This window comes from Paenarthrobacter sp. A20, assembly GCF_024168825.1.
GTDB lineage: Bacteria > Actinomycetota > Actinomycetes > Actinomycetales > Micrococcaceae > Arthrobacter.
The window spans coordinates 1,011,379-1,032,196 of sequence record NZ_JALJWH010000001.1 but is presented as its reverse complement, the minus strand read 5'-3'; the positions used below and the strand labels follow the sequence as shown (position 1 = coordinate 1,032,196).

The following is a 20,818-nucleotide window of genomic DNA, read 5'->3' as shown; positions in this document are numbered from 1 at the left end:
TTCCGACCACCCCTTGAATTGTGTGACCCAAGTAACTAGCCTGAATGCAGATCGTCTAACAATCAGCATCCTACTTCAACGGAGTGTCACTGTGAAGAAACGTCTATTTCCCTCCCTCGCTGCTCTTGCCGTCGTTCTCCTCGGTACGGCATCCTGCGGTTCAGGTGGAGCTGCCAACGCTGTGCAGAATTACCCCAAGAGTCCGGTAAAGATCGTTGTTCCGTTCAATGCCGGTGGTGGCAGTGATGCTGTGGCGCGCCAGATCGCCTCTCAGCTAGAGGACGAGTTGGACGGTACGTTCATCGTCGAGAACAAGCCCGGGGCAGCAGGAGTGTTGGGCACTGATGCCGTGAGCAAGGCCAAGCCCGACGGTTACACGCTGCTGTCGACCAACAGCTTTGCCTTCACAGCGCAGCAGAAGCTGCGCAACACGTCCTACACGTCGGAGAATTTTGACCCGATTGCGGAGGAGAGCTCATACGGTTTGGTTCAAGTCGTGAAAGCAGACTCTCCTTGGAACAGCTTGGGTGACATGCTCAAAGCAGGCAAGCTCACTTATGCCCACCCGGGCGTAGGTGGCATGGTGCAGGTTGGCCAGGCTTCCTTGTTCAGTACCGCTAAGGTCGACGCCCAAGGCGTTCCCTTCGACGGGTCCGCGCCATCTGTCACAGCCCTGCTGGGAGGCCAGGTGGACACCACAGCTACCGAAGTTGGTGTTGCTCTGCCGTACATCAAGTCCGGTCAGCTCAAAGCCCTGAGCGTCTCAACGCCAAAGCGCGTCGAGCAGCTGCCTGACGTCCCAACCGTCAGTGAAGCGGGCTTCCCTGACGCAGGCATTACTGCCAGTGAAGTGTTGCTGGCACCGAAGGGCTTGCCCAAGGAAATCGCAGATGCTCTCGAGGGAGCGGTCAAGGACGCCCTGGCAACCGAGAAGGTCTCAGGATTCCTCAAGAACAGCGTTTACGAGGCCGGGGATGTCTCCGGCGCGGGACTGGATGACCAGATGTCCCAGACCCTGACCCAAGTCAATGACCTGATCACGAAATTGGACATCAAGGTCGCCCAGTAGGGGTGGAAGCAATGCTTGTAGATATGAACAAAAAGCCCTTCAATGAGGGGAACACCGTCCCGGACAACGAGCAAAGGATCGAGGACGTGGAACGTAAGCGACACGGCTTCTTGTCCAAACACGTTGTCACCCTGAGCATCATGGCCACGGCTGCAGCAATACTCGCTATCTCGTTGAGTTACCGGGTTGGAGATCCGACAGCGCCTGGTCCCGGATTTTGGCCAGCCATTATCGCCTCGGTGGTCATTGTGCTGTGCATCGTACTTCTCTTTACGCCGCACCTTGATTCGGCTTCGAATCAACCGCTGACTATAAGCCAGTGGCGGCTCCTCGCGTTGGCCATCCTGCCTCTGCTTCTCTTCGTGCCTCTTCTTCTAGTGGCCGGAACGCCGATCGCCGCTGCCCTGCTGGCCTTCTACTCGTTGAAGGTGCTCCACGGATGCTCAACGAAGTATTCGTTGCTTTGGGCATTGATCCTTACTGCTGCGGTCTACGTAATATTCATTGTCGGGCTGGGAATTTCACTGCCGGCCGGGCTGATCTTTGGAGGGTCCCTCTAATGCAGGGAATCATTGATGGATTCATGGTTGCCTTCACGCCTGCGAATCTTCTCTTCGTCTTGATTGGTGTGCTGATCGGCATGCTGATCGGTGTTCTTCCCGGGCTGGGCCCGGGACCAACGGTCGCTTTACTCCTCCCGCTCACCTTTACACTTGAGCCTTCCACAGCTGTCATCATGCTGGCCGGCGTCTACTACGGGGCCATGTATGGCGGCACCATCACCGCCGTGCTACTAAAACTTCCTGGCGAGTCCGCCTCGGTAGTGACCACCTTTGACGGCTACCAAATGGCACGCCAAGGAAGAGCCGGCGCGGCCCTGGGTATCGCGGCAATCGGCTCCTTCGTCGGCGGCCTGGTCGCCACTTGCGCCCTGGTGCTCATCGCTCCGCTCATGGCCGAGTTCGGCCTCAGAATTGGCCCCCCGGAATACACGGTGATTGCACTCTTGGGCTTGCTGCTGGTCAGCGCTATGAGCCAAGGCCCGCTGATCAAGGGCGTCATTTCCGCCGGCATCGGTCTTCTGCTGGCTGTCGTAGGTTTGGACCCCGTTGACGCCGCCCCACGCTTGGATTTCGGTGTGCCCGAACTGCTGGACGGGTTCAACCTTGTGGTCATCATCATTGGTGTCTATGGCATCAGCGAGTTGCTTTCCGGACTTATGGAGCCGACACCCACTGCCGCCGCAGGCCCCGTCGGGAAGGTACTTCCTACGCGAGACGACATGCGCCGGAGCGCCGGACCGATCATTCGGGGCTCGATCCTGGGCAGTCTTTTGGGAACCGTCCCGGGCGGTGGCGGGGATCTTCCCTCCGTGGCGTCCTACTCGCTCGAACGGCGCCTAGCCAAAGACCCAAGCCGCTTCGGCAAGGGCGCCATCGAAGGGGTTGCCGGGCCTGAGACGGCAAACAACGCTGGAGCCGTTGCGACATTCATCCCGCTACTGACTTTGGGGTTGCCTCCCAATCCCATTCTTGCCGTCATCTTCGGCGCTCTCTTGATCCAGGGCATCACGCCGGGCCCTTCCTTGGTCGTGGAACATCCTGACATCTTTTGGGGCGTGATCGCCTCGATGTTCATCGGTAACCTTGTGCTCCTGATCCTCAACCTGCCGCTCGTCCGGGTATGGGTGAAGGTGGCCAGGGTGCCTGTCGCTTTGATGACAACCGGCACGATGCTTGTACTCCTCGTGGGCGCCTTCTCGGCAGCAAATGACGTTTTCAACATCTGGGTCGCTATCATCGCCGGCATCGTCGGCTTCTTCCTCCGCAAGGCCGGCTTCGAAGGCGGACCGCTGATCCTCGGATTCGTCTTCGGATCCATCCTGGAACCCGCCTTCCGTCAATCACTCCTGCTCTCACGTGGGGACCTGACGATCTTCATGACCCGCCCGATCTCTGGAACCTTGATAGCGCTGGCAGTGGCCGCTGCGGCCTACTCGGCATTCCGCCTTATCCGCAAGCGCCGCGCGAGGGCCAAAGGGCAGCGCACCCTCCCCCAGCCGCTAACTACAGAGGAGGCACCCACCAATGCCGACGACAGCTCACGACACTGAAGCGTCTCCGCAAAGGCTCACCTCAGGGGACTACGCCACACGTCCGGTCCTTGGAATTGTTGAGCTGGATTCGACCTATCCCAAGGCGCGAGGCAACATGGCCAACCCGTCCAGCTTCGATTTCCCGGTGAAGTATGCCACTGCAAAGATCAGGCCCGGATGGTGGCTTGAAGGACAGGGACCAGACCAATCCATCCGTGAGGCCTTCATGACGGCTGCATTGGAACTGGAACGACAGGGCGCGGCCGCAATTACAACGACGTGCGGACTGTTCGCTGTCTTCCAGGAACATGCGGCACGAGAATTGAATGTTCCAGTCTTCACTTCGCCGCTGATGCTGATCCCGATGGTCGCAGGAATGATCGGCCCAGACCGGAAAGTCGGTGTGGTGACCGCTGCGGGAAACCGCATTTTCGAACACGGTTTCCTTCAACAGTCCGGAGTTAGCCAATCAACAGCTCTGGCCGTCGCCGCAGTCGACTCTTGCCCCGAGTTCGTGGACGTCATCCGCACTCAGCGCAAACCCGATCTCGACTCCCAAGCCTTTGAGGACCAGCTGGTAGGCGAAGTTGCTGACATGCTCCGCAGCCATCCTGACGTTGGTGCACTGGTGTTGGAATGCTCAGACATCCCTCCCTACGCCCACCGCCTGGCAAGAGAAACCGGCCTGCCAGTTTTCGACTTCACAGCAATGGCCTCGCTGGTTTACCGGGCTTGCCTCCCACCGACCTTCACGCATTGATACGCGATACTACCTTTAGGAATTCCATGGCTTCTCAACCTAACGTTCTGGTTCTGATGGCGGACCAGATGACCTCCGCAAGCATCGACCTAATCACCAAGGGCGATATCGTCGCGCCAAACATCGCCAAGCTCATTGAGCGCTCGGCCAACTTTGCCGACGCCTACTGCGCATACCCACTTTGCTCCCCTTCAAGGGCATCGCTGATGAGCGGGCGCCTGCCCAGTAACATCGGAGCGTACGACAACGGCGCTGAATTCCCCGCATCGGTCCCAACGATCGCCCACTACTTACGCAACGAAGGCTACGACACGACACTGATCGGCAAGATGCACTTCCTCGGACCCGACCAATTACACGGATTCGAGAACCGGCTGACCCCTGAGCTCTATCCATGTGACTTCTCCTGGACACCCCGGTGGCAGCGCGATGCTACCCGATACCCCTACGAAACGGGAGCAGGCAACTCGGACGTTGGGACGGTCCTGGACTCGGGACCCGCGGTCTGGACAATGCAGATGGAACACGACGAAGAAGTGTCTCTTCTGGCGCGCCACCACATTCTCAATGCCGCCAGGGCCGGCCGTTTACGCCCATGGATGGCAACAGTTTCCTTCACATCCCCCCACGATCCCTTCGTGATTTCACAGGAGTACCTCGACCTCTACGACGAGAACACAATTCCGATGCCTGCCGTGTCCCCCGTCAATTACGAGGACCTCGACGAGCACAGCAAACTCGTCTACGAAATCAACGGAATGGCCAAATACTCCATCGGTGAATCCGAGACCCGGCGGGCCCGACGAGCGTACTTCGCGATGATCAGTTACGTTGACACTAAAATCGGCGCCGTTCTCCAAGCCCTCGAAGAAACCGGTCAAGCCCAGGACACCGTGGTCGTATTCACCTCTGATCATGGCGAGATGCTGGGCGAAAGAGGAATGTGGTTCAAAAAGACATTCTTTGAACCTTCAGTTCAAGTCCCGTTGCTGATCTCCTACCCCGGTCGGATCACACCACGGCGCTCCACAGGGCCGGTTTCACTTGTTGACGTCCTGCCAACGGTGCTGGATCTTGTCGGCGCAAGAAGCGAGCAAGGACACCCACACCTCGATGGGACATCCCTTGCCCCTGACCTTCTGGACAACACAAAGTCAGACATCTCGACGGTGGCTTTCGTTGAAGGACACGACAACGCCACCGTCGCGCCGCGGTTCATGGTCCGGGAAGGTGATTACAAGCTTGTTTACTCGGAGGCATACGCCCCAATGCTGTTCAATCTGAGACTCGATCCCCACGAACTCAAAAACCTGGCAGGACAGGACGAACACCAGGAAGTGGAACTCCACCTCCGGGATTTGATCTTCGAACGCTTCGATGTCATAGGTCTCCGAGAACGCATCATTTCCAGCCAGAACGACCGACGACTGGTTACCCAAGCGCTCTCCATGGGCCGGACTCGTGACTGGAAGACCGGCTCAACCGTTGAAGCGTCATCGCGGTTCGTCGTCAGCGGTGACGCATTTCCCGACGTGGAGCGCAAGGGATATGTCCGACAAGGGAGCGTCACCGAAGCTGCACCAATGACAGCGGAGGAAACGACGACCATGGTCTGATCCTGCGAGGCGGTACGAGTTCACTCGATATTGTTCGCTCTGGGGGCCGGGTGATTTACACCCGGCCCCAAATGCACTATCGTTTTGTCAGACAATCTGCGGATATTTATGGAGGTAAAAGTGGGGTCAGCTCCTGAAGTGACAAGGATGTCTCCCGTGGCGACGATTTCGCGCCGGGATGGCGTTGTCAACGAGATCCGGCGGGCAGTTGTGCTCGGCAACATTAAACCGGGCGAGAAGCTCACCGAAGTGCAGCTTTCAGAATGGCTCAACGTTAGTCGCCCGACGGTTCGCGAGGCCCTGAATCAGATGGCCCAGGAGGGTCTTCTTGTGCAGGAGCCGTATCGCGGTTTACGAGTCGCTACTCTTGATGCCACGGGAATCATGGACCTCGCCCATGCCAGGCTTGCCTTGGATCTCCTCGCGGCCTCTGCCATAGTCGATGACCCCTCAGGGCGGCGGATGCAGATGGTCGAAGACAGTTGGGAACAGTACAGCCGGCTGTCCATGGATCCCGATCCGTTGGTGCAACACGAAAACCATGTTGCTTTCCACCGCAATATCTGGGCTGCATCTGAGAACGCGCTTCTGCTGAGGCTTTGGCCAGTCACAGAGGCCCATCTCACCATTGTGCTTGCCCAGGATCAGGCGACCCGCGCCGACCCAGCCCGCGCCCATCGCGTACACGAGCACTTGGTGGAAGCTTTGAGGACGCGTGACTTGGAAGTCATCAAGGCAGCCTTTACTGACCACACGATTAAAAGCGCTCAGGATCTCATCACTCTGCTTGCCAGCCGGAGTGCGTCCTAGCTCCAGGAAAGGGCTTCTACCACCAGCCTGCCCGAATCTCTTTCGTGTCGGTGCGCCTTAGGACGTCACGGTCCGCGGGTCTGTCAGACCCTAAGCGCGCACGTTAGACCCAGCGACACTCGGTAATGGAAGCCGGCCTTCTCTTCAGTAGCCCAGACCTCATAAGATCCGTCCTGCTCGTAGAGCCTTCTGCTGTCCCCCGTGGGCAGGATCCAGAGAATCCGTCCGTTCTCGGTAACTGCATCCACAATTCCGGCGCAGACAGTATGTCCGTGCAAGCGGATCTGCACGTTGGCGCCGCTCAGTGTTGACCAGTCATCTATGCGTCTGAGGTCCACGGTAATTCCTCTCTTACTTGTTTGCTCCGGACAATGGCTTCAATTGCGTCAGGTTTCCTGTGTGGTCAAGGAAGAACGGGCGGGCGGGGGCCGCGAAGAGTCCCTGCCCGCCAGTTCTGCCTATTGTTCGAGGGCAAAGATGGTCCGGTGCCAGCTCTTGGCTTTATCTCCGGTGAGGTCGAACATGACGTGCTTGATGACTGTGTACTCGTCCAGGGAGTAGGTGGACATGTCTTTGCCGAAGCCTGACTGTTTCATACCGCCGTGGGGCATTTCGCTGATGATGGGGATGTGGTCGTTGACCCAGACTGCGCCTGCGCGGATTTCGCGGGTGGCTCGGAGGCTGCGGTAAATGTCTTTGGTCCAGACGGAAGCGGCGAGGCCGTAAGGGGTGTCATTGGCGAGGGTGATGGCTTCGTCGTCGGTATCGAACGGGGTGACGGCGAGGACCGGTCCAAAGACTTCGTCTCGGAAGATTTCGCTGTCCGGAGTCGCGTCGGCTACCAGGGCGGGTCGGTAGTACGAGCCGGCGGCTAAGTCGCCGCCGGGAATTCCGCCTCCGAAGACACGGGCGTAGCCGCGTGCCCGGTCCACCATTTCGGCTACCTTCTGCCGGTGGGCCTGTGAGACGAGTGGGCCGAGGTCCGTTGCGGGGTCCTGGGTGCGGCCGAGCTTTACTTTGGCGTACAGCTCAGCAACACCGGAAATGAAGTCTTCGTACAAGGAGCGGTGGACTATGGCGCGGGTGGCTGCGGTGCAGTCCTGACCGGTGTTGATGAGGCTTCCTGCGACCGCACCGTGGATGGCTGCTTCGAGGTCGGCGTCGTCGAACACTACGAATGGTGCCTTGCCGCCGAGTTCCAAGTGAACCCGTTTGGCGGTGGTTGCTGCAGCCTCCAGTACGGTCCGGCCCACGCTGGTGGAGCCGGTGAAGGAGAGCATATCCACGTCCGGGTGGCGCAGCAGCTCGGCTCCGACAGTGGACCCGCGGCCCGTAAGGACATTCACGACACCGTGGGGCAGGCCCGCTGCCGTTGCCACTTCGGCGAACAGCAGGGAGGTCAAGGGGGTGATCTCGGCGGGTTTGAGGACGATTGTGTTGCCGGCGGCGATGGCTGGCAGGATCTTCCATGCAGCCATCTGCAGGGGGTAGTTCCACGGCGAGATGGAAGCAATGACGCCGATCGCTTCGCGGCGGATGGAAGAGGTGTGATCTGGCGAGTATTCGCCGGTGGCCTTGCCTTCGAGGTTGCGGGCAGCCCCCGCAAAGAAAGCAATGTTGTCGATGGTGCCCGGGACGTCGAACTCCCGTGTGAGGCGGATGGGTTTGCCGGCCTGGCGGGTTTCGAGCTGCGCGAATTCCTCGGCTCGCTCTTCCATGAGGGCCGCGAACTTAGTCAGCACCGCGGAGCGCTCAGCCGGGGTGGCGCGGGACCAGGCCGGGAAGGCATTCCGGGCAGCCTGAACGGCGAGCTTTACATCGTCACTGCCGGCGAGGGTGAGAGTGGCGATGGTTGTTCCGTTGGACGGGTCGATGATGTCCACGGTTTCCCCGGTGGTTCCGTTGACGATCTTGCCATTAATGAACTGGCTCACAACTCCTGCTTTCATTCTTTGCTGTGGATTGGGCACTTGGCGCGCGTCCCTTTACTGGGGCTGTCTGTGACCACGGGAGCGCCGCTGGGTCCTTCGGCAATTTGCCGGAGATGTCCCAGAGGCCCTTCATCCTGGGGTAATCAGGTTGTCGCGTGAGCGTCAGGAGACGCTATGGCGCTACCAGATGGACGCCTGCGGCGCGCAGGATAGTCGCGAAGCGTTCGCGCTCTTCGGCGGGCAGGGGCTGGATGGGCAGGCGGACCGGTCCCACGGGTTCACCGATGAGTTCCAGACCGGCTTTGATGCCCGCTACGTAGTTGACGGACTCGAGGAAGTCGCTGATGGCCCAGAGGTGTTTCCACAGTTCGCGGGCGCGGATCAGGTCCTTCTCTTCCGCCAGCGCGTTCCAGAATTCGACGGCGAGTTCTGGAACCACACCCGCGGTGCCCCATACGGAGGCTTCAGCGCCGGAAGCGATGCCGAAGAACGTGAGGGTGTCCCAGCCGTTGAAGGCCTTGATGCGGTCGGTGCGTGCGGCCAAGAGTTCGGCAAGGCCAACAGCGTCGTCGGAGGTGTTCTTGATGTAGTCGACCCCGTCGATGTCGCCCAGCTCGGCGAGCTCAGCGGCAGTGAGCTGGATTCCGGTGGCTCCCGGAACGTTGTAGTAGACGATCGGGATGGTGATGGATTCTGCGACTGCTGACAGGAAGGACTTGAGGGTTTTCAGGTCAAGGGGATCATAGAAGGGCGGGACCAGCATGATCGCGTCGGCACCGACAGACTCGGCGTGCTGTGCAAGATCGATGGCCCCCTGTGTGGAGAGTGCGCCGATGCCTGCGACTACAGGAATCCGTCCGTCGGCACCCTTGACGTAAAGCTCGATGACGCGGCGGTATTCGTCAGCTGACAGGGTGGTGAATTCACCGGTGGTGCCGGTGGGGACGATGCCGTGGATGCCGGCCTTAACCAAGCGGTCAACTTGGCGCTGCAGGGCGGATTCGTCGATTGCGCTGCCGTCCTGGTTGAACGGGGTGGTGACGGCAGCAAGGATGCCGCGGAGTTCCTTTTTGATGTGAGACATGGTGTGAAGTCCTTTTCGGGTGTTTGACGAGGGGGAGGTCTTATAGGGCCGGGACCGGTTGGCGTTGAACGCCCCGGAAACGGTCGGCTCTGAAGGGCTGAAGGGTGGGCGCCGTACGGCCGTGAACGATCAGATCCGTGAGGGCAGCGGCGGTGCCGGGTGCCAGGGTGATGCCCATCATTCCGTGGCCGGTTGAGACGAAGGTGTTCTGCAGTTGTCCAAGGTGGCCGATGACCGGAAGTCCGTCAGGCGTCATCGGCCGCATGCCGGCCATCGGTGTTGGCTTCACAGCGGGCGCCTCCCAGTTGCGGAAGTATTTCGAGGGCGCGCGCAGGATGGCATCGACGCGGACCTGGTTGATCTTCTCGTCCAGTCCGCCGAACTCCATGGTGCCGGCCAGGCGAAGTCGTTCGTTGAACGGGGTCACCGCAACTTTTGCGTCCCAAAGGTTCACCGCGCTGCGCAGGCCCAGGGCGGGAACCTCAACGCTGTAGCCTTTCCCTGGTCGCACGGGTAGCGCCACCCCAAACTGCCGGGACAGCTTCCCGCTCCAGGCGCCTGCAGCGAGGACAAAGTTGTCAGCGGTGTACCGGTTTCCCCCGCTATGCACCGTGGTTACTTGGTCGCCTTTGCGTTCCACAGCATCGATCGGCGAGTTCTCGATGATCTCGACGCCCATTGCTGACAGCCGCTGGTGCAGCGCTGCCGTCATTGCTCCCGGATCAACGTGCCGTTCGTGTGGGAAGTAGATGCCGCCGAGGACTTCGTCGGTGAGCTGTGGTTCCTGCTCGTGAACGGCGTCCCGGTTCAGTACACGTGGTTGGCGCCCGTACTGCGAGGCGAGATCCAAGTTGTCGATGTGATGGTCGAAGTTGTCCTGTTCCATGAACGCCATGAGCAGTCCGTCGGTGTGCATTTCGAAGTCCATGCCATCGGCGCGGTACTCGTCAAAGATCTGCAGGGTGTCAGCGGCAAGGCGGAGGTGACCTTCGAATCCCGCGCGCTGGTCACGGGCGTTGGACTTGCGCCACATGCCAAACATGAATCTCACGAAGTCTGGCTGGAGTGAGGGCTTGATGTACAGGGGGCTGTCAGGGCGGAGCATCCATTTCATGGACTTCAGGACGACGCCAGGGCCCGGTACCGGTGCCGATTCCGCCGGGCAGATCCAGCCAGCGTTGACCTTGGAGGCTCCCAGGCCTGTGGCTCGGGCGTCGATGACGGTGACAGTCCCGCCTTCGCGGGCGAGGTGGTAAGCCTGCGTCAGGCCAATGACGCCTCCACCAATCACTAAGGTGTGCACACTATGACCTCTCGGTTCCTATTGATATCGCTGATTGGACAGCTAAAAAGATTGTTATATTGTCAAACAATAAAGTCAGCTTAGTGCTGTGACTAGCGCCACGTCCAGCCCTTAGCGCATAGTTTCTGGCGAAGATCTGCGGGGCACCTGGGTCTAGCCCAATGCATAAACCTGGCCCGTCTGGATGCCCTCAACGGATTTCACATAGGCTCGGCCCACCTCACTGCCCGCGATCTGCGGGAAGCCCGGAAAGGACGCGTGATATCCCCTGGCCTCGGCCAGTACCGACGGGCTGACGGCGTTGATGCGAATGCCATTTGGAAGTTCCGGGGCCGCTGCCATCACGAACGATTCAAGCGCTCCATTGGCAAGGGAAGCAGCCGCCCCCGCGAGGATGGGTTCGCGCGCGAGGACTCCCGTGGTCAGGGTAAAGGAGCCCCCCTCCGCCAAATACTGGATGCCAACCTGAACGAGATTGATTTGGCCGAGAACCTTGTCCTCGAAGCCAGCCCTGAAGTCCTGACTGGTCAGCTCGGCCAGCGGCTTGAATGGAGCGGACCCCATGCAAGAGATGACCGCATCCACCACCCCGATATCCCTGAACAGGTTTTCTATGGATTCAGGCTTTGCCAAATCCACCCGAATCTTGCTTGACCGGGAGGCCTTGATGACTTGATGTCGCTCATCAAGTGCCGCCGCGGCCACTGAGCCTAGCAACCCACTCCCACCTACTACGAGAACCCTCACGGCGCATTGCTCCTTTTGTTTGGGTGACAGATTGTCAGACAAGACTAGCAATGTGATGCTCTAGGGTAAATACCTGCTCCCCCGAACCTCCGACCCGCGAAGTTATCCTCATCGTTGAGAAGTCGGGGTCAGCCATCGGCGCTCTGATGACATTGGACGGAAGGGACGTTAGTCCCGGCAGGCAGTCGTCCCAGCGCGTGACAGGGTTGAACTTCAAACTCCCGCTCCTAGGGTAGAGAAGCGGGCGCAGAGCTCCTTGCGGTTAAAGTGCCGTCATTGAACCGTCCCACATCCTTGGAACTGGGACACTCCTGGTGGGACACCGCCCATTTGCGGATTCGGGGCCATTCGCAGCATTCCTGCCGTCGCACCATGCCGTGCAGGCGGCTTTGCGCATGCATTCAGACGCGGTCGGGGCTGATGAAATCCCCGTCCAGCGTCCGCGTAACATTGCCGTCCCGTATGTTGTCCCAAAACATCCCCTTCAAACAGCTGTCACTAAGACAACTTCCGGGACAGCTGGATTGTGGGCCACGAGCCCATATCCACGCTGCGGACATAGTGGCCCGGCTGGTGGCCGCTTGCACCCGCCCACCTTGCGAAACGGGTGGCCGCACCCAGGCCAGCCCCGCCGTCGCAATGTTGCGTAGGTCACATCGGACACATACGCTGGGGGTCGCTGCAGCGTGGCAGCAACCTGATGAAAGGCAACACATTGTCCAGCGACAAGCTCTCCGTAGTTGTTCGCGTCGATGTTGACGGCGAACAGATCCAGATCGCAGCGACCGGTCATGTGACCGCAACCAGCCTTCAAGGCCTCTACCCCGTGGTCCAACGCACCCGGAGCCTGGGCGGCGGCCTCGGCGTCGAAATGGACCTGACGGAAGCGACCGTTGATGCGGACGCGTTGCAACAGCTCCAGGTGTTCGCCGAGCTTCACGAGGTCCCAGTCCGCCTCCAAAACAACAATGTGACGGCCCTGCCGTCACGCGAACTTCAGACAACCAGCCGCGCCGCCTAAGCCGCCTAACAGGAGAACCCATGCGCAAAGTCACCGCCGGCCTGTTCCACTCCGTTGATGGCGTGGTCCAGGACCCGTTCAAGTTCCAGTTCGACAGCTTCGACGACGACCTCGGTAAGGGACTCACCAAGATGATCACCGCGGTGGACACCGTGGTCTTGGGTCGTGTCAGCTATCAGGAGTGGGCCGGGTATTGGCCGAATGCTTCACAGGATGATGACTTTGCGGCCTTCATCAATCCCGTGGAGAAGTTCGTCGCATCCCGCACTTTGACCGAGCCGCTTGAATGGGAGAACTCGCACCTGATCGAAGGTGACGTGGAGCAGTTCGTCGCAGAACTGAAGAACCGCGGCGGCGGCGAGATCGCCGTCTGCGGCAGCATCTCCCTGGTTCGCCAACTGCTGTTCGCCGGCGTGCTCGACGAGCTGACACTCATGACCCACCCCGTCGTGGCGGGCAGTGGGCGCCGGTTGTTCGAGGACGGCGACCCACAGAACCGGCTCGTACTGGAGGACCAGTACGCCACCAGCAAGGGCAACGTGATCAGCACGTACAGCCTCCGCAAAGACTAAAACGCACGACGGCGGGACTCAGCTCGTGCGGCCACCCCCGACGGCGATCACCCCAGCAGCAACGCGGCACCCAGCTCGCTTCTGAAGTACAGGACGCTGCGGCCGTAGCGGGTGGACGTCACCAGTCCGGCGTCTCGAAGCACCCGAAGGTGTTGATTCACAGCGGAAGTCGTGACGCCAAAGCGCACACCGAGCTCGGTGGATGACGCCGGCGCGGCCAAGGCAGTTAGCAAGCTGGTCCGGACCTCGCCGAGCACCGCCACAACAGCGGCAGGGTTCCGCACCTGCTCGGCCTCCCACATGGCCCCCTGCCCGCGGGCCGGGTACATCAGCAGCGGCGGATCGCCATGGTTCACAGGGGCAGAGGCCCTTCGGGTGAACATGGTGGGAACCAGGGTCAGCCCCAAGCCGTCAGTCTTCTCGGTCCGCGACGCCGGGTTCTTGAGCCGCACGGAAATGACGCGGCCGTCGAATTCCACGGCACCGGACAAATCGTTGAGCATCGTGACCAGGCCGCCCTGCGCGATCTGCCGGCCACGGTAGACAATATCCGCCTCCAGGATGGTGCGCATGCGAAGCCAGTGCGGCGCGAAGCAGGTGTCCCAGAATTCCCGGAGGATGCGGACCATCCGCTGTATGGCTGGTCCAACAGGGCCGGAAAAGACACTCGGGACAGCGCCGTGCACCCGGATCAGGTCGCCGTGAAACTGCTCGGCGGAAATCCGCTCCAGTGCCGCGAACTCGTCATCAATCCGGGTGAGTGGGGACTCAGGCCGGGGGTTCAGGAAGTCCGGCGTCCACAGCCTGTCATCCACCAGGGCCAGCAAGCCATCGAGGTCCAAGCGTGACCGGGCCTCTTCGGTCCGACGCAACCATGGCAGCTGGAGTGGATACTGGCTGGGATCCCGAATAGCTCTCAGGGAAAGTCCGAGTTCACACAAAGGTGAGATGCCAAAGCGCACGCCGCCCAGATCTGCGTCGGACAACTCGTACTTCAACATGAAGCACTACGCTACATCAGTATCGCCCATCCTCCGCGGATGGCAGAACTATGTGTGTGACTAAATCCCCCGCCGACACGGCCCCCGCTCCACAGCACACCCTCCGGGTCGCGCTCTCAGATCCCACCCTCAAGATTCTGGCTTCGGCCATCCTCGTCTCCACCTTGGGACGGGGCATCTTCCTCACCCTCACTGTGCTGTACTTCAGCCGCTTCGTCGGGCTAAGCGCCGTTGAAATCGCAGTGATCCTCTCGGTTTCCAGCGGTGTTGGCGTCGCGACGTCCTATATCGGCGGTCGCCTTGCCGATCGCTTTTCCGCGCGACGGCTCCTGGCGGGGATGGTGGCCGTCCAAGGTCTCGCGATCGCGAGCTATACCTTCGCCGGGAACTTCAGCACCGCCGTCGTGATTGCCTGCATTACGGTAGGCGTGGACCGGGGCGCCAACGCCACGCGCTCCGCGATCATCGCCCGGGCCTTTGACGGGCCGAACCGCGTGAATGCCCGCGCAGTCCTCCGCACCATCACCAACGTGGGCATCGCGGTGGGAGGCATGATCGCCGGACTCGCACTGATGGCCGGAACCGCCGACGCGTTCCGGTGGATGATGATCAGCGCCGGTGTGGTCTACATCCTGAGCGCGCTGCATCTCCGCCGGCTCCCCAACCGCGTTGATGCACCGCGCCACGATCCCGCCAACCCTGCTCCCCCGCGGGGCATCTCCCCCTTCCGGGACCGCCGGTACATACTGCTGACCGTGCTCTCAGGCATTTTCGGCATGCAGTTCGGTCTCGCCGAGATGGGCGTTCCGCTGTGGATTTCACAGGACACCAGCGCGCCCGATGTGCTCATATCCGTGGTCTTGGTGATCAACACCGTGTGTGTCGTCCTGCTGCAAGTCCCGCTCTCGCGCGGCACCGACCAGCCTCGCCGTGCAGGAAAGATCGTGATGACAGGTGGCGTGCTCATGGCCGCAGCCTGCGCACTCTACGCAATGGCGGGCGGCCTGCCGGTCATCGCCGCCATCACGCTCCTGTGCGGAGCGGCGCTGCTGCACTCGTTGGCGGAAATCCTTTCGCAAGCAGGAGCCTGGGGGCTGAGCTTCGAACTCGCCAATCCCCTCCAAGCCGGCGCTTACCAAGGGATGTTCGGCATGGGCTCCGCCCTAGGGGCCATGCTGGCACCGCTGGTGGTGACCGCTACCGTCGTCGAACATGGCACGCTGGGCTGGGCAATCCTGGGCGCTGTCTTCATTGCGTCGGCGGCGGGTGTCGCGCTGATAGCGCGGAAAGCCTCGACGACGGCGGTACTCACCTAGGCGGGCCGAGCGAGCGCCCAAGCCACCGCGTGTCTCCGTCCCCGGTACCAGCCCGCCGCGAGCAACATCACCACCCAGACGGAGGAATTGAACCCCCCATCCTGAAACCATGGAGTTAACAAGCGAAAGGGAATCATGGGGGAATGGGTGTGGCCCGCGTACGTGGGTGTGCTGGGAGGGGTGCTCCTCTTTGGCGTGTTCATGGTGCCGATCGTTGCGGTCCAGTACAGGATGTACGGCAGATTCACCTGGCGTCGGTTCCTGGGCGCTGCCGGGCTGAGCGTCTACGGTGTGGCCCTGGTGGCCTACACGCTGCTGCCACTTCCCGACCCCAGCCTGCTGAAGTGCGGCCCGGGTGGAAGCACGTTCCAAGCGATCCCGTTCCAATTCCTGGACGACATCCACCGTGAAACGTCAGGCCTTGGGATCACCGGCACGCTGACCAGCCGCGCAACACTGCAAGTGGTGTTCAACGTGGTGCTGTTCATTCCGTGGGGGATCATCGCGCGGCGCTACCTTTCCTGGAACATCGCGGCCTCCACCTTGACCGGCGCCGTCGCCTCCGGGCTCATCGAAGCCACACAGTTCACCGGGCTGTGGGGCCTCTACGACTGCGCCTACCGCCTGGCCGACGTCGACGACCTCATCACCAACACCCTGGGCGCCTTGATCGGCGCGCTCATCGCACCCCTCGTCCTCTGGTTCATGCCGCAACGACGCGAACTCCGCGCGGCCCGCGTCCAGAGTCGCCCAGTCACCGTTTGGCGGCGCTGGTTGGGAATGGTCATCGACTACGTGTCGCTCGCGTTCCTCGGCTTCGCCTTCGTCGTCACGTACAGGATCGGGTTGCTTGCGATCGGCGCGGATCTCCCCGGCAACGACGACGCCATCTCCCTCGCCCTGATGCACCTCGTCCCCGGGTTCCTGGTGTTCTACCTTCCGGCGCTCGTAGGCCCGGGAGCCTCCCTCGGCCAGCGCGCGGTGTGGCTGCAACCGCAGTGGCCGGCCACCCGCCGTCGGACATTGCTCCGGGCGAGCGTCACCGGCGGGCTCTATGTGGTGTTGTCGTTCCTTGGCGCATTGCTGCCTACCTCCGCGTTCGGCCCACTCACGGGCCTGGTCCTTTTGGCAGCATTCGTGGCGGTTCCCCTCACAAAGTCGCGCGGACTTTCCGGGGTTCTGACTGGTGCGCAGATGGTTGACGCACGCGAAAGCAAACGACGGCGGGTGGCCGGTTCAGCGACGCGGGCGGATTAGAGGCCGAGCAACGCTTCTGTGCACTTCGCATATCCAGCGTCACCAAGCACTGCACATTGCCCAATGACCTTCGAGTGACCCGCAGATACTGTGAAGTGAATCACTCGAAAGGAATGTATGTCATGTCCACCTCCGACACAGGGCACGATGACTACCCCATCACCAGGGTTCCCGCAACGAAGCGGAAGCACTGGTTCGGCATCGCGGTCCAACGCTTTGGCCAGACTTCTGACCTGAGCCAGTTTCTTCTCGGGGCAACCTTTGGCTTCGGCATGACCTTCTGGGACGCCTTCTGGGCATTCACGGTAGGCGCATTGATCGTCGAAGCACTCATGATTTTCGTCGGCATCGCCGGCATGCGCCAGGGACTCACAACATCCATGCTTGCCCGCTGGACCGGCTTCGGCCGCGGCGGCGCCTCGGTGCTTGGCCTGGCCATCTGCATCAGCCTCATCGGCTGGTTCGGTATCCAGTCAGGGATTTCCGGCGCTGGACTGAACCAAATCGTGCCCGAAATTCCCACGTGGGCGTGGTCCTTGGTCTTTGGCTTGGTGGTCACGCTGATCGTGGTCCGCGGATTTGAATCAATGCAGTGGTTGGCCAACATCACCGTGCCGCTGTTCATGATCCTGATCGCTTGGGCAGCATGGGCGGAGCTCAGCAACCACTCCATCAGCCAGCTCATCAACGATGCCCCTCCGGGCCCACAACTGGATTTCGTCACGGCTACCACCATCGTTGCTGGAAGTGCCGTGCTCGGAGCAGTCATCACGCCCGACATGACCCGCTACAACAGGAGCGCCGGCGACGTCGTCAAGCAAACCGTCGTCGGGATGACCCTGGGCAACTACAGCATCGGCATGATCGGTGTCCTGCTGGCCCACGCCGTCAAAACGGCAGACGTCACCCAGATCATCTTCTCCTCCGTGGGCTGGGTGGGCATCCTGATCATTGTCCTGGGCACATCCAAGATCAACGACTGGAACCTCTACAGCGCCGGGCTAGGCGTGGTGTCCTTCTTCAACAGCGCCATGAACAAGCGCTTGAACCGTGGGCACGTGACGCTGCTGCTCGGCGTTTTCGGAAGTGTCCTCGCCGCGATCGGCATCCTGGACAAGTTCATCGACATCCTCATGGTCCTGGGCGTCGTCTTCCCGCCGGTAGCCGGCATCATCATGGCCGAGTATTTCGTGGTCAAGAAGTGGCGGCCCCTGTTGGAGGCAAGCCGCGATTCCGGACTCCCACCAGCCAAATCACCCAACTGGATCCCTGCAACCTTCGTCATTTGGGCGATCTCTGCGGCACTGGGCTACTTCGTCACCTTCGGGCTCCCTGCCTTCACCTCGCTCGCCGCGGCATTCGTCCTCTACATCGTCGCCGGCAAACTGAACCTCCTGCGGTCCTACGGCGACAACCAACCCACAAGCGAAACCACCACAAAGGAAGAATCGGTAACCGCACCATGAGTAGCCTGAGAATCGGCATTGACGTCGGCGGCACCAACACAGACGCCGTGCTGCTGGATGGCGCGCAGGTGCTCGCCTCCACCAAAGTCCCCACCACCAGGGACGTCACCAGCGGCATCACCCAAGTCCTCACGGCGCTGAAGGAACTGAACGGCTTCAGCCCGGACCATATCCGCGGTGTGATGATCGGGACCACCCATTTCATCAATGCCCTCATTGAGGCACGGGACCTCAGCCCGACGGCGGCCATCCGGCTGGGACTTCCCGCCACCGCTTCCCTGCCGCCGTTCACGGATTGGCCTGACACCCTCACCACTGCCGTCAAGGGCCGCGCCTACATGGCCCACGGGGGCCACGAGTTCGACGGCCGCCCCATCAGCCCCTTCGATCCGGACGAAATAAGGCGCCACGCAGCCGACATCGCCGCACACGGCATCCGCTCCGTGGCGGTGTCCAGCGTCTTCTCGCCCGTCAACGACGAATTCGAGCAGCGCACCCTGGCCATCCTCCGCGAAGAGCTGGGCCCGGAGTTCCCCGTGTCCCTGTCACACGAGATCGGCAGGGTGGGCCTCCTGGAACGGGAGAACGCAACCATCGTCAACGCATCCCTCGCCGAAATGGCGAACCGGATTGTTGATGGCCTGGCCAAAGCTGTGCTGGAGCAGGGCATCACGGCGCCTCTGTACGTCAGCCAGAACGACGGCACGCTCATGGACATTGAATACACGCGGCGCTACCCCGTAGCCACGTTCGCTTCAGGTCCCACCAACTCCATGCGCGGGGCCGCTGCGCTCTCCGGATTCTCCGACTGCCTGATCGTGGACATCGGCGGCACCACCACGGACGTCGGCGTCCTGGTGAACGGTTTCCCGCGTGAGTCCAGCACCCACGTGAGGCTCGCAGGGCTCCGCACCAACTTCCGGATGCCGGACGTCCTCTCCGCAGGCCTCGGAGGTGGGTCCCGGGTGAGGACCGATCAGGGAACCGTGGGCCCGGATTCGGTGGGCTACCGCCTCACCGACGAGTCGCTGGTCTTTGGCGGGTCTGTCCTGACGGCAACTGACATCGCTGTCCGCAGCGGAAGGGCCGACGTCGGAGACGCGTCTTTGGTGAGCCACATCAGCGACTCTGTGGTCAGGTCAGCCCTGGAACAGATCGATCGCACCATCGCCGATATTGCGGACCGGATCCGGACTTCGTCCGCTGAACTGCCGGTTGTCGCCGTCGGCGGTGGATCCATCCTGCTGGCAGAAAAACTGGACGGCCTGGGCACCATCCACCGCCCCGGGAATTTCGACGTCGCCAACGCGTACGGGGCCGCCATCGCCCAGATCAGCGGGGAGGTGGACCGTGTGTCATCCATTGCGGACGGGGATCAGAAGCGCGCCATGGAATCCGCCCGGCAGGAGGCTGTTGACCGCGCCGTTGCCGCCGGTGCCAACCCGGACACGGTGACGATTGTTGAGCAGGAAGCCATTCCCATCCCCTACCTTCCCGGAAACGCCATGCGCGTTCGGGTCAAGGCAGCCGGCAACCTCACGTTAGGAAAATGAGATGACACTGGAAGTGGCACACGGCCGCAAACTGAAGAAGATCACCATGGACGATATTGATTCCCTGGCGCGCGGGGCGGCCATCCTTGGCACGGGTGGAGGCGGCGATCCCTATATTGGCGCCCTCCTGGCGAAACAGGCAATCGAAGAGTTCGGTCCAGTGGAACTCGTCTCCGTTGAGGACCTGGCAGATGATGCCTTCATCGTTCCCATTGCTGCCATCGGCGCTCCCACGGTAGCCGTGGAGAAGCTCGACACCGTGGAAAACCTGTACCTGACCATCGAGAAGCTCGCGGCATCCGTCAACAGGACCGCAACCCACACCGCCTGCCTGGAGATCGGCGGATCAAACTCCCTGCTGCCCATCGTGGCGGCAGCGCAACTGGGAATCCCCCTGATCGACGGTGACCTGATCGGCCGGGCCTTCCCTGAAATACAAATGGGAATGGCACCGCTGTACGGAATCCATGCCACTCCCATGGCACTCGCTGATGAGAAGGGCAACACGCTTGTCATCGAGGCGATCGACTCGTTCTGGGCCGAGCGCTTTGCCCGGCAGGCCTCCATCGAAATGGGATGCAACGCCTTCAACAGCACCTATGCCATGACCGGCGCGCAGGCCCGTGAGAGCTTCGTGGCCGGCTCCATGTCCTTCGCCATCGCCATCGGAGACGCCGTTGCCAACGCCCAACACCACAACCTCAACCCCTGCGACGTGTTGGCGGAAACGCTGAGGGGGCGCATTGTTCATCTGGGCAAGGTCACGGACCTGCAGCGCCAGACGACCGGCGGGTTCGCCAAGGGCCAGGCCATGATCGAGGGCATGGGCGCGGACGCCGGTTCCGTTCTTTCGTTGCATTTCCAGAACGAGCACCTGCTCGCCACCAAGGACGGAACCGTGGTGACCACGACGCCGGACCTCATCATCGTGGTGGACGCCGAATCCGCCGAACCGGTCACCACGGAGAACCTGCGCTATGGGCAGCGCTTGTGCATCCTGACTGCGCCCAGTGACCCTCGCTGGCACACCACTGAGGGACTGGCATTGGCCGGACCGGAGTACTTCGGGTACGGCGTCCCTTCCCACAGATGGGACGGGACGCCCGAAGAACACACCGAGTCCATCGAGCGTTACCGCAGCTGACCGCCGTCGAACGTTTGGCCCGCCGCCGCGTCCCCAACGACAGTTGGCGGCGCGGCGGTGGCATTATGGGAAG

General features: G+C 61.4%; 19 protein-coding genes. 13 read left to right on the top strand and 6 right to left on the bottom strand.

From position 1 onward, the window contains the following. Positions 1-91: 91 nt before the first annotated feature. The 6 genes from J3D46_RS04940 (at position 92) to J3D46_RS04915 (ending at position 6,350) form a co-directional block, all read left to right on the top strand. Positions 92-1,069 carry a tripartite tricarboxylate transporter substrate binding protein gene (locus J3D46_RS04940; RefSeq protein ID WP_253465400.1) on the top strand — a complete coding sequence of 326 codons (978 nt, stop codon included), beginning with the start codon at positions 92-94 and terminating at the stop codon, positions 1,067-1,069. Between the two features lie 23 nt (positions 1,070-1,092). Beyond that, positions 1,093-1,629, top strand: coding sequence for a tripartite tricarboxylate transporter TctB family protein (locus tag J3D46_RS04935; protein ID WP_253465397.1), 537 nt, complete (start codon positions 1,093-1,095; stop codon positions 1,627-1,629). Beyond that, positions 1,629-3,182, top strand: coding sequence for a tripartite tricarboxylate transporter permease (locus tag J3D46_RS04930; protein WP_253465394.1), 1,554 nt, complete (start codon positions 1,629-1,631; stop codon positions 3,180-3,182). Before J3D46_RS04935 ends, J3D46_RS04930 begins: the two co-directional genes overlap by 1 nt. Further along, complete coding sequence (locus J3D46_RS04925; protein WP_253465391.1) at positions 3,157-3,924, top strand: aspartate/glutamate racemase family protein; 768 nt, start codon at positions 3,157-3,159, stop codon at positions 3,922-3,924. The genes J3D46_RS04930 and J3D46_RS04925 overlap by 26 nt, the downstream gene beginning before the upstream one ends. A gap of 26 nt (positions 3,925-3,950) precedes the next feature. Beyond that, on the top strand, positions 3,951-5,540 hold the full coding sequence (gene betC, locus J3D46_RS04920; RefSeq protein WP_253465388.1) for a choline-sulfatase: 1,590 nt from the start codon (positions 3,951-3,953) through the stop codon (positions 5,538-5,540). A gap of 147 nt (positions 5,541-5,687) precedes the next feature. After that, positions 5,688-6,350 (top strand): GntR family transcriptional regulator, encoded by a 663-nt coding sequence (locus J3D46_RS04915; protein ID WP_253469147.1) that lies wholly within the window; start codon positions 5,688-5,690, stop codon positions 6,348-6,350. An 83-nt stretch (positions 6,351-6,433) separates the two neighbouring features. Here J3D46_RS04915 and J3D46_RS04910 read toward each other — a convergent pair whose 3' ends face one another. From J3D46_RS04910 to J3D46_RS04890, 5 genes are all read right to left on the bottom strand, one after another. Then, the gene (locus J3D46_RS04910; RefSeq protein ID WP_253465385.1) at positions 6,434-6,688 is read right to left on the bottom strand and encodes a hypothetical protein; all 255 of its coding nucleotides are present in this window, start codon (positions 6,686-6,688) and stop codon (positions 6,434-6,436) included. A 120-nt stretch (positions 6,689-6,808) separates the two neighbouring features. Further along, positions 6,809-8,284 carry a gamma-aminobutyraldehyde dehydrogenase gene (locus tag J3D46_RS04905; protein ID WP_253465384.1) on the bottom strand — a complete coding sequence of 492 codons (1,476 nt, stop codon included), beginning with the start codon at positions 8,282-8,284 and terminating at the stop codon, positions 6,809-6,811. A gap of 169 nt (positions 8,285-8,453) precedes the next feature. Next, complete coding sequence (locus tag J3D46_RS04900; RefSeq protein WP_253465382.1) at positions 8,454-9,365, bottom strand: dihydrodipicolinate synthase family protein; 912 nt, start codon at positions 9,363-9,365, stop codon at positions 8,454-8,456. A gap of 40 nt (positions 9,366-9,405) precedes the next feature. After that, positions 9,406-10,668, bottom strand: a complete 1,263-nt coding sequence (locus J3D46_RS04895; RefSeq protein ID WP_253465380.1) for an FAD-binding oxidoreductase — start codon at positions 10,666-10,668, stop codon at positions 9,406-9,408. Positions 10,669-10,821: 153 nt separating this feature from the next. Further along, on the bottom strand, positions 10,822-11,415 hold the full coding sequence (locus J3D46_RS04890) for a short chain dehydrogenase (RefSeq protein ID WP_308292038.1): 594 nt from the start codon (positions 11,413-11,415) through the stop codon (positions 10,822-10,824). Positions 11,416-12,115: 700 nt separating this feature from the next. Between J3D46_RS04890 and J3D46_RS04885 the strand changes: the two genes are divergently transcribed. After that, a complete protein-coding gene (locus tag J3D46_RS04885) occupies positions 12,116-12,436 on the top strand; it encodes a hypothetical protein (protein ID WP_253465376.1) in 321 nt (106 codons plus the stop codon). A 20-nt stretch (positions 12,437-12,456) separates the two neighbouring features. Continuing rightward, positions 12,457-13,008, top strand: a complete 552-nt coding sequence (locus tag J3D46_RS04880; protein WP_253465374.1) for a dihydrofolate reductase family protein — start codon at positions 12,457-12,459, stop codon at positions 13,006-13,008. 47 nt (positions 13,009-13,055) lie between these two features. On the opposite strand, the gene J3D46_RS04875 is transcribed toward J3D46_RS04880, so the two are convergent. Beyond that, on the bottom strand, positions 13,056-14,009 hold the full coding sequence (locus J3D46_RS04875) for a DUF5937 family protein (protein WP_253465372.1): 954 nt from the start codon (positions 14,007-14,009) through the stop codon (positions 13,056-13,058). 50 nt (positions 14,010-14,059) lie between these two features. Here J3D46_RS04875 and J3D46_RS04870 point away from each other — a divergent pair, with 50 nt between their 5' ends. The 5 genes from J3D46_RS04870 (at position 14,060) to J3D46_RS04850 (ending at position 20,745) form a co-directional block, all read left to right on the top strand. Next, positions 14,060-15,325, top strand: coding sequence for an MFS transporter (locus J3D46_RS04870; protein ID WP_253465369.1), 1,266 nt, complete (start codon positions 14,060-14,062; stop codon positions 15,323-15,325). Between the two features lie 135 nt (positions 15,326-15,460). Further along, positions 15,461-16,582, top strand: a complete 1,122-nt coding sequence (locus J3D46_RS04865; RefSeq protein WP_253465366.1) for a VanZ family protein — start codon at positions 15,461-15,463, stop codon at positions 16,580-16,582. Between the two features lie 122 nt (positions 16,583-16,704). Further along, entirely contained in the window at positions 16,705-18,048 is a 1,344-nt protein-coding gene (locus J3D46_RS04860; protein ID WP_231341715.1) for a cytosine permease, read from the top strand. A gap of 5 nt (positions 18,049-18,053) precedes the next feature. Then, on the top strand, positions 18,054-19,601 hold the full coding sequence (locus tag J3D46_RS04855; protein WP_305884642.1) for a hydantoinase/oxoprolinase family protein: 1,548 nt from the start codon (positions 18,054-18,056) through the stop codon (positions 19,599-19,601). A gap of 1 nt (position 19,602) precedes the next feature. After that, a complete protein-coding gene (locus tag J3D46_RS04850) occupies positions 19,603-20,745 on the top strand; it encodes a DUF917 domain-containing protein (protein WP_253465363.1) in 1,143 nt (380 codons plus the stop codon). Positions 20,746-20,818: the final 73 nt, after the last annotated feature.

Bases quoted from the DNA above. Each gene is read 5' to 3' on its own strand.
- J3D46_RS04900 (WP_253465382.1), bottom strand. From the start codon at position 9,365: ATGTCTCACATCAAAAAGGAACTCCGCGGCATCCTTGCTGCCGTCACC.
- J3D46_RS04875 (WP_253465372.1), bottom strand. From the start codon at position 14,009: ATGTTGAAGTACGAGTTGTCCGACGCAGATCTGGGCGGCGTGCGCTTT.
- betC (WP_253465388.1), top strand. From the start codon at position 3,951: ATGGCTTCTCAACCTAACGTTCTGGTTCTGATGGCGGACCAGATGACC.
- J3D46_RS04930 (WP_253465394.1), top strand. From the start codon at position 1,629: ATGCAGGGAATCATTGATGGATTCATGGTTGCCTTCACGCCTGCGAAT.
- J3D46_RS04865 (WP_253465366.1), top strand. From the start codon at position 15,461: ATGGGGGAATGGGTGTGGCCCGCGTACGTGGGTGTGCTGGGAGGGGTG.
- J3D46_RS04935 (WP_253465397.1), top strand. From the start codon at position 1,093: ATGAACAAAAAGCCCTTCAATGAGGGGAACACCGTCCCGGACAACGAG.
- J3D46_RS04860 (WP_231341715.1), top strand. From the start codon at position 16,705: ATGTCCACCTCCGACACAGGGCACGATGACTACCCCATCACCAGGGTT.
- J3D46_RS04885 (WP_253465376.1), top strand. From the start codon at position 12,116: ATGAAAGGCAACACATTGTCCAGCGACAAGCTCTCCGTAGTTGTTCGC.
- J3D46_RS04870 (WP_253465369.1), top strand. From the start codon at position 14,060: ATGTGTGTGACTAAATCCCCCGCCGACACGGCCCCCGCTCCACAGCAC.
- J3D46_RS04925 (WP_253465391.1), top strand. From the start codon at position 3,157: ATGCCGACGACAGCTCACGACACTGAAGCGTCTCCGCAAAGGCTCACC.
- J3D46_RS04915 (WP_253469147.1), top strand. From the start codon at position 5,688: ATGTCTCCCGTGGCGACGATTTCGCGCCGGGATGGCGTTGTCAACGAG.
- J3D46_RS04880 (WP_253465374.1), top strand. From the start codon at position 12,457: ATGCGCAAAGTCACCGCCGGCCTGTTCCACTCCGTTGATGGCGTGGTC.
- J3D46_RS04850 (WP_253465363.1), top strand. From the start codon at position 19,603: ATGACACTGGAAGTGGCACACGGCCGCAAACTGAAGAAGATCACCATG.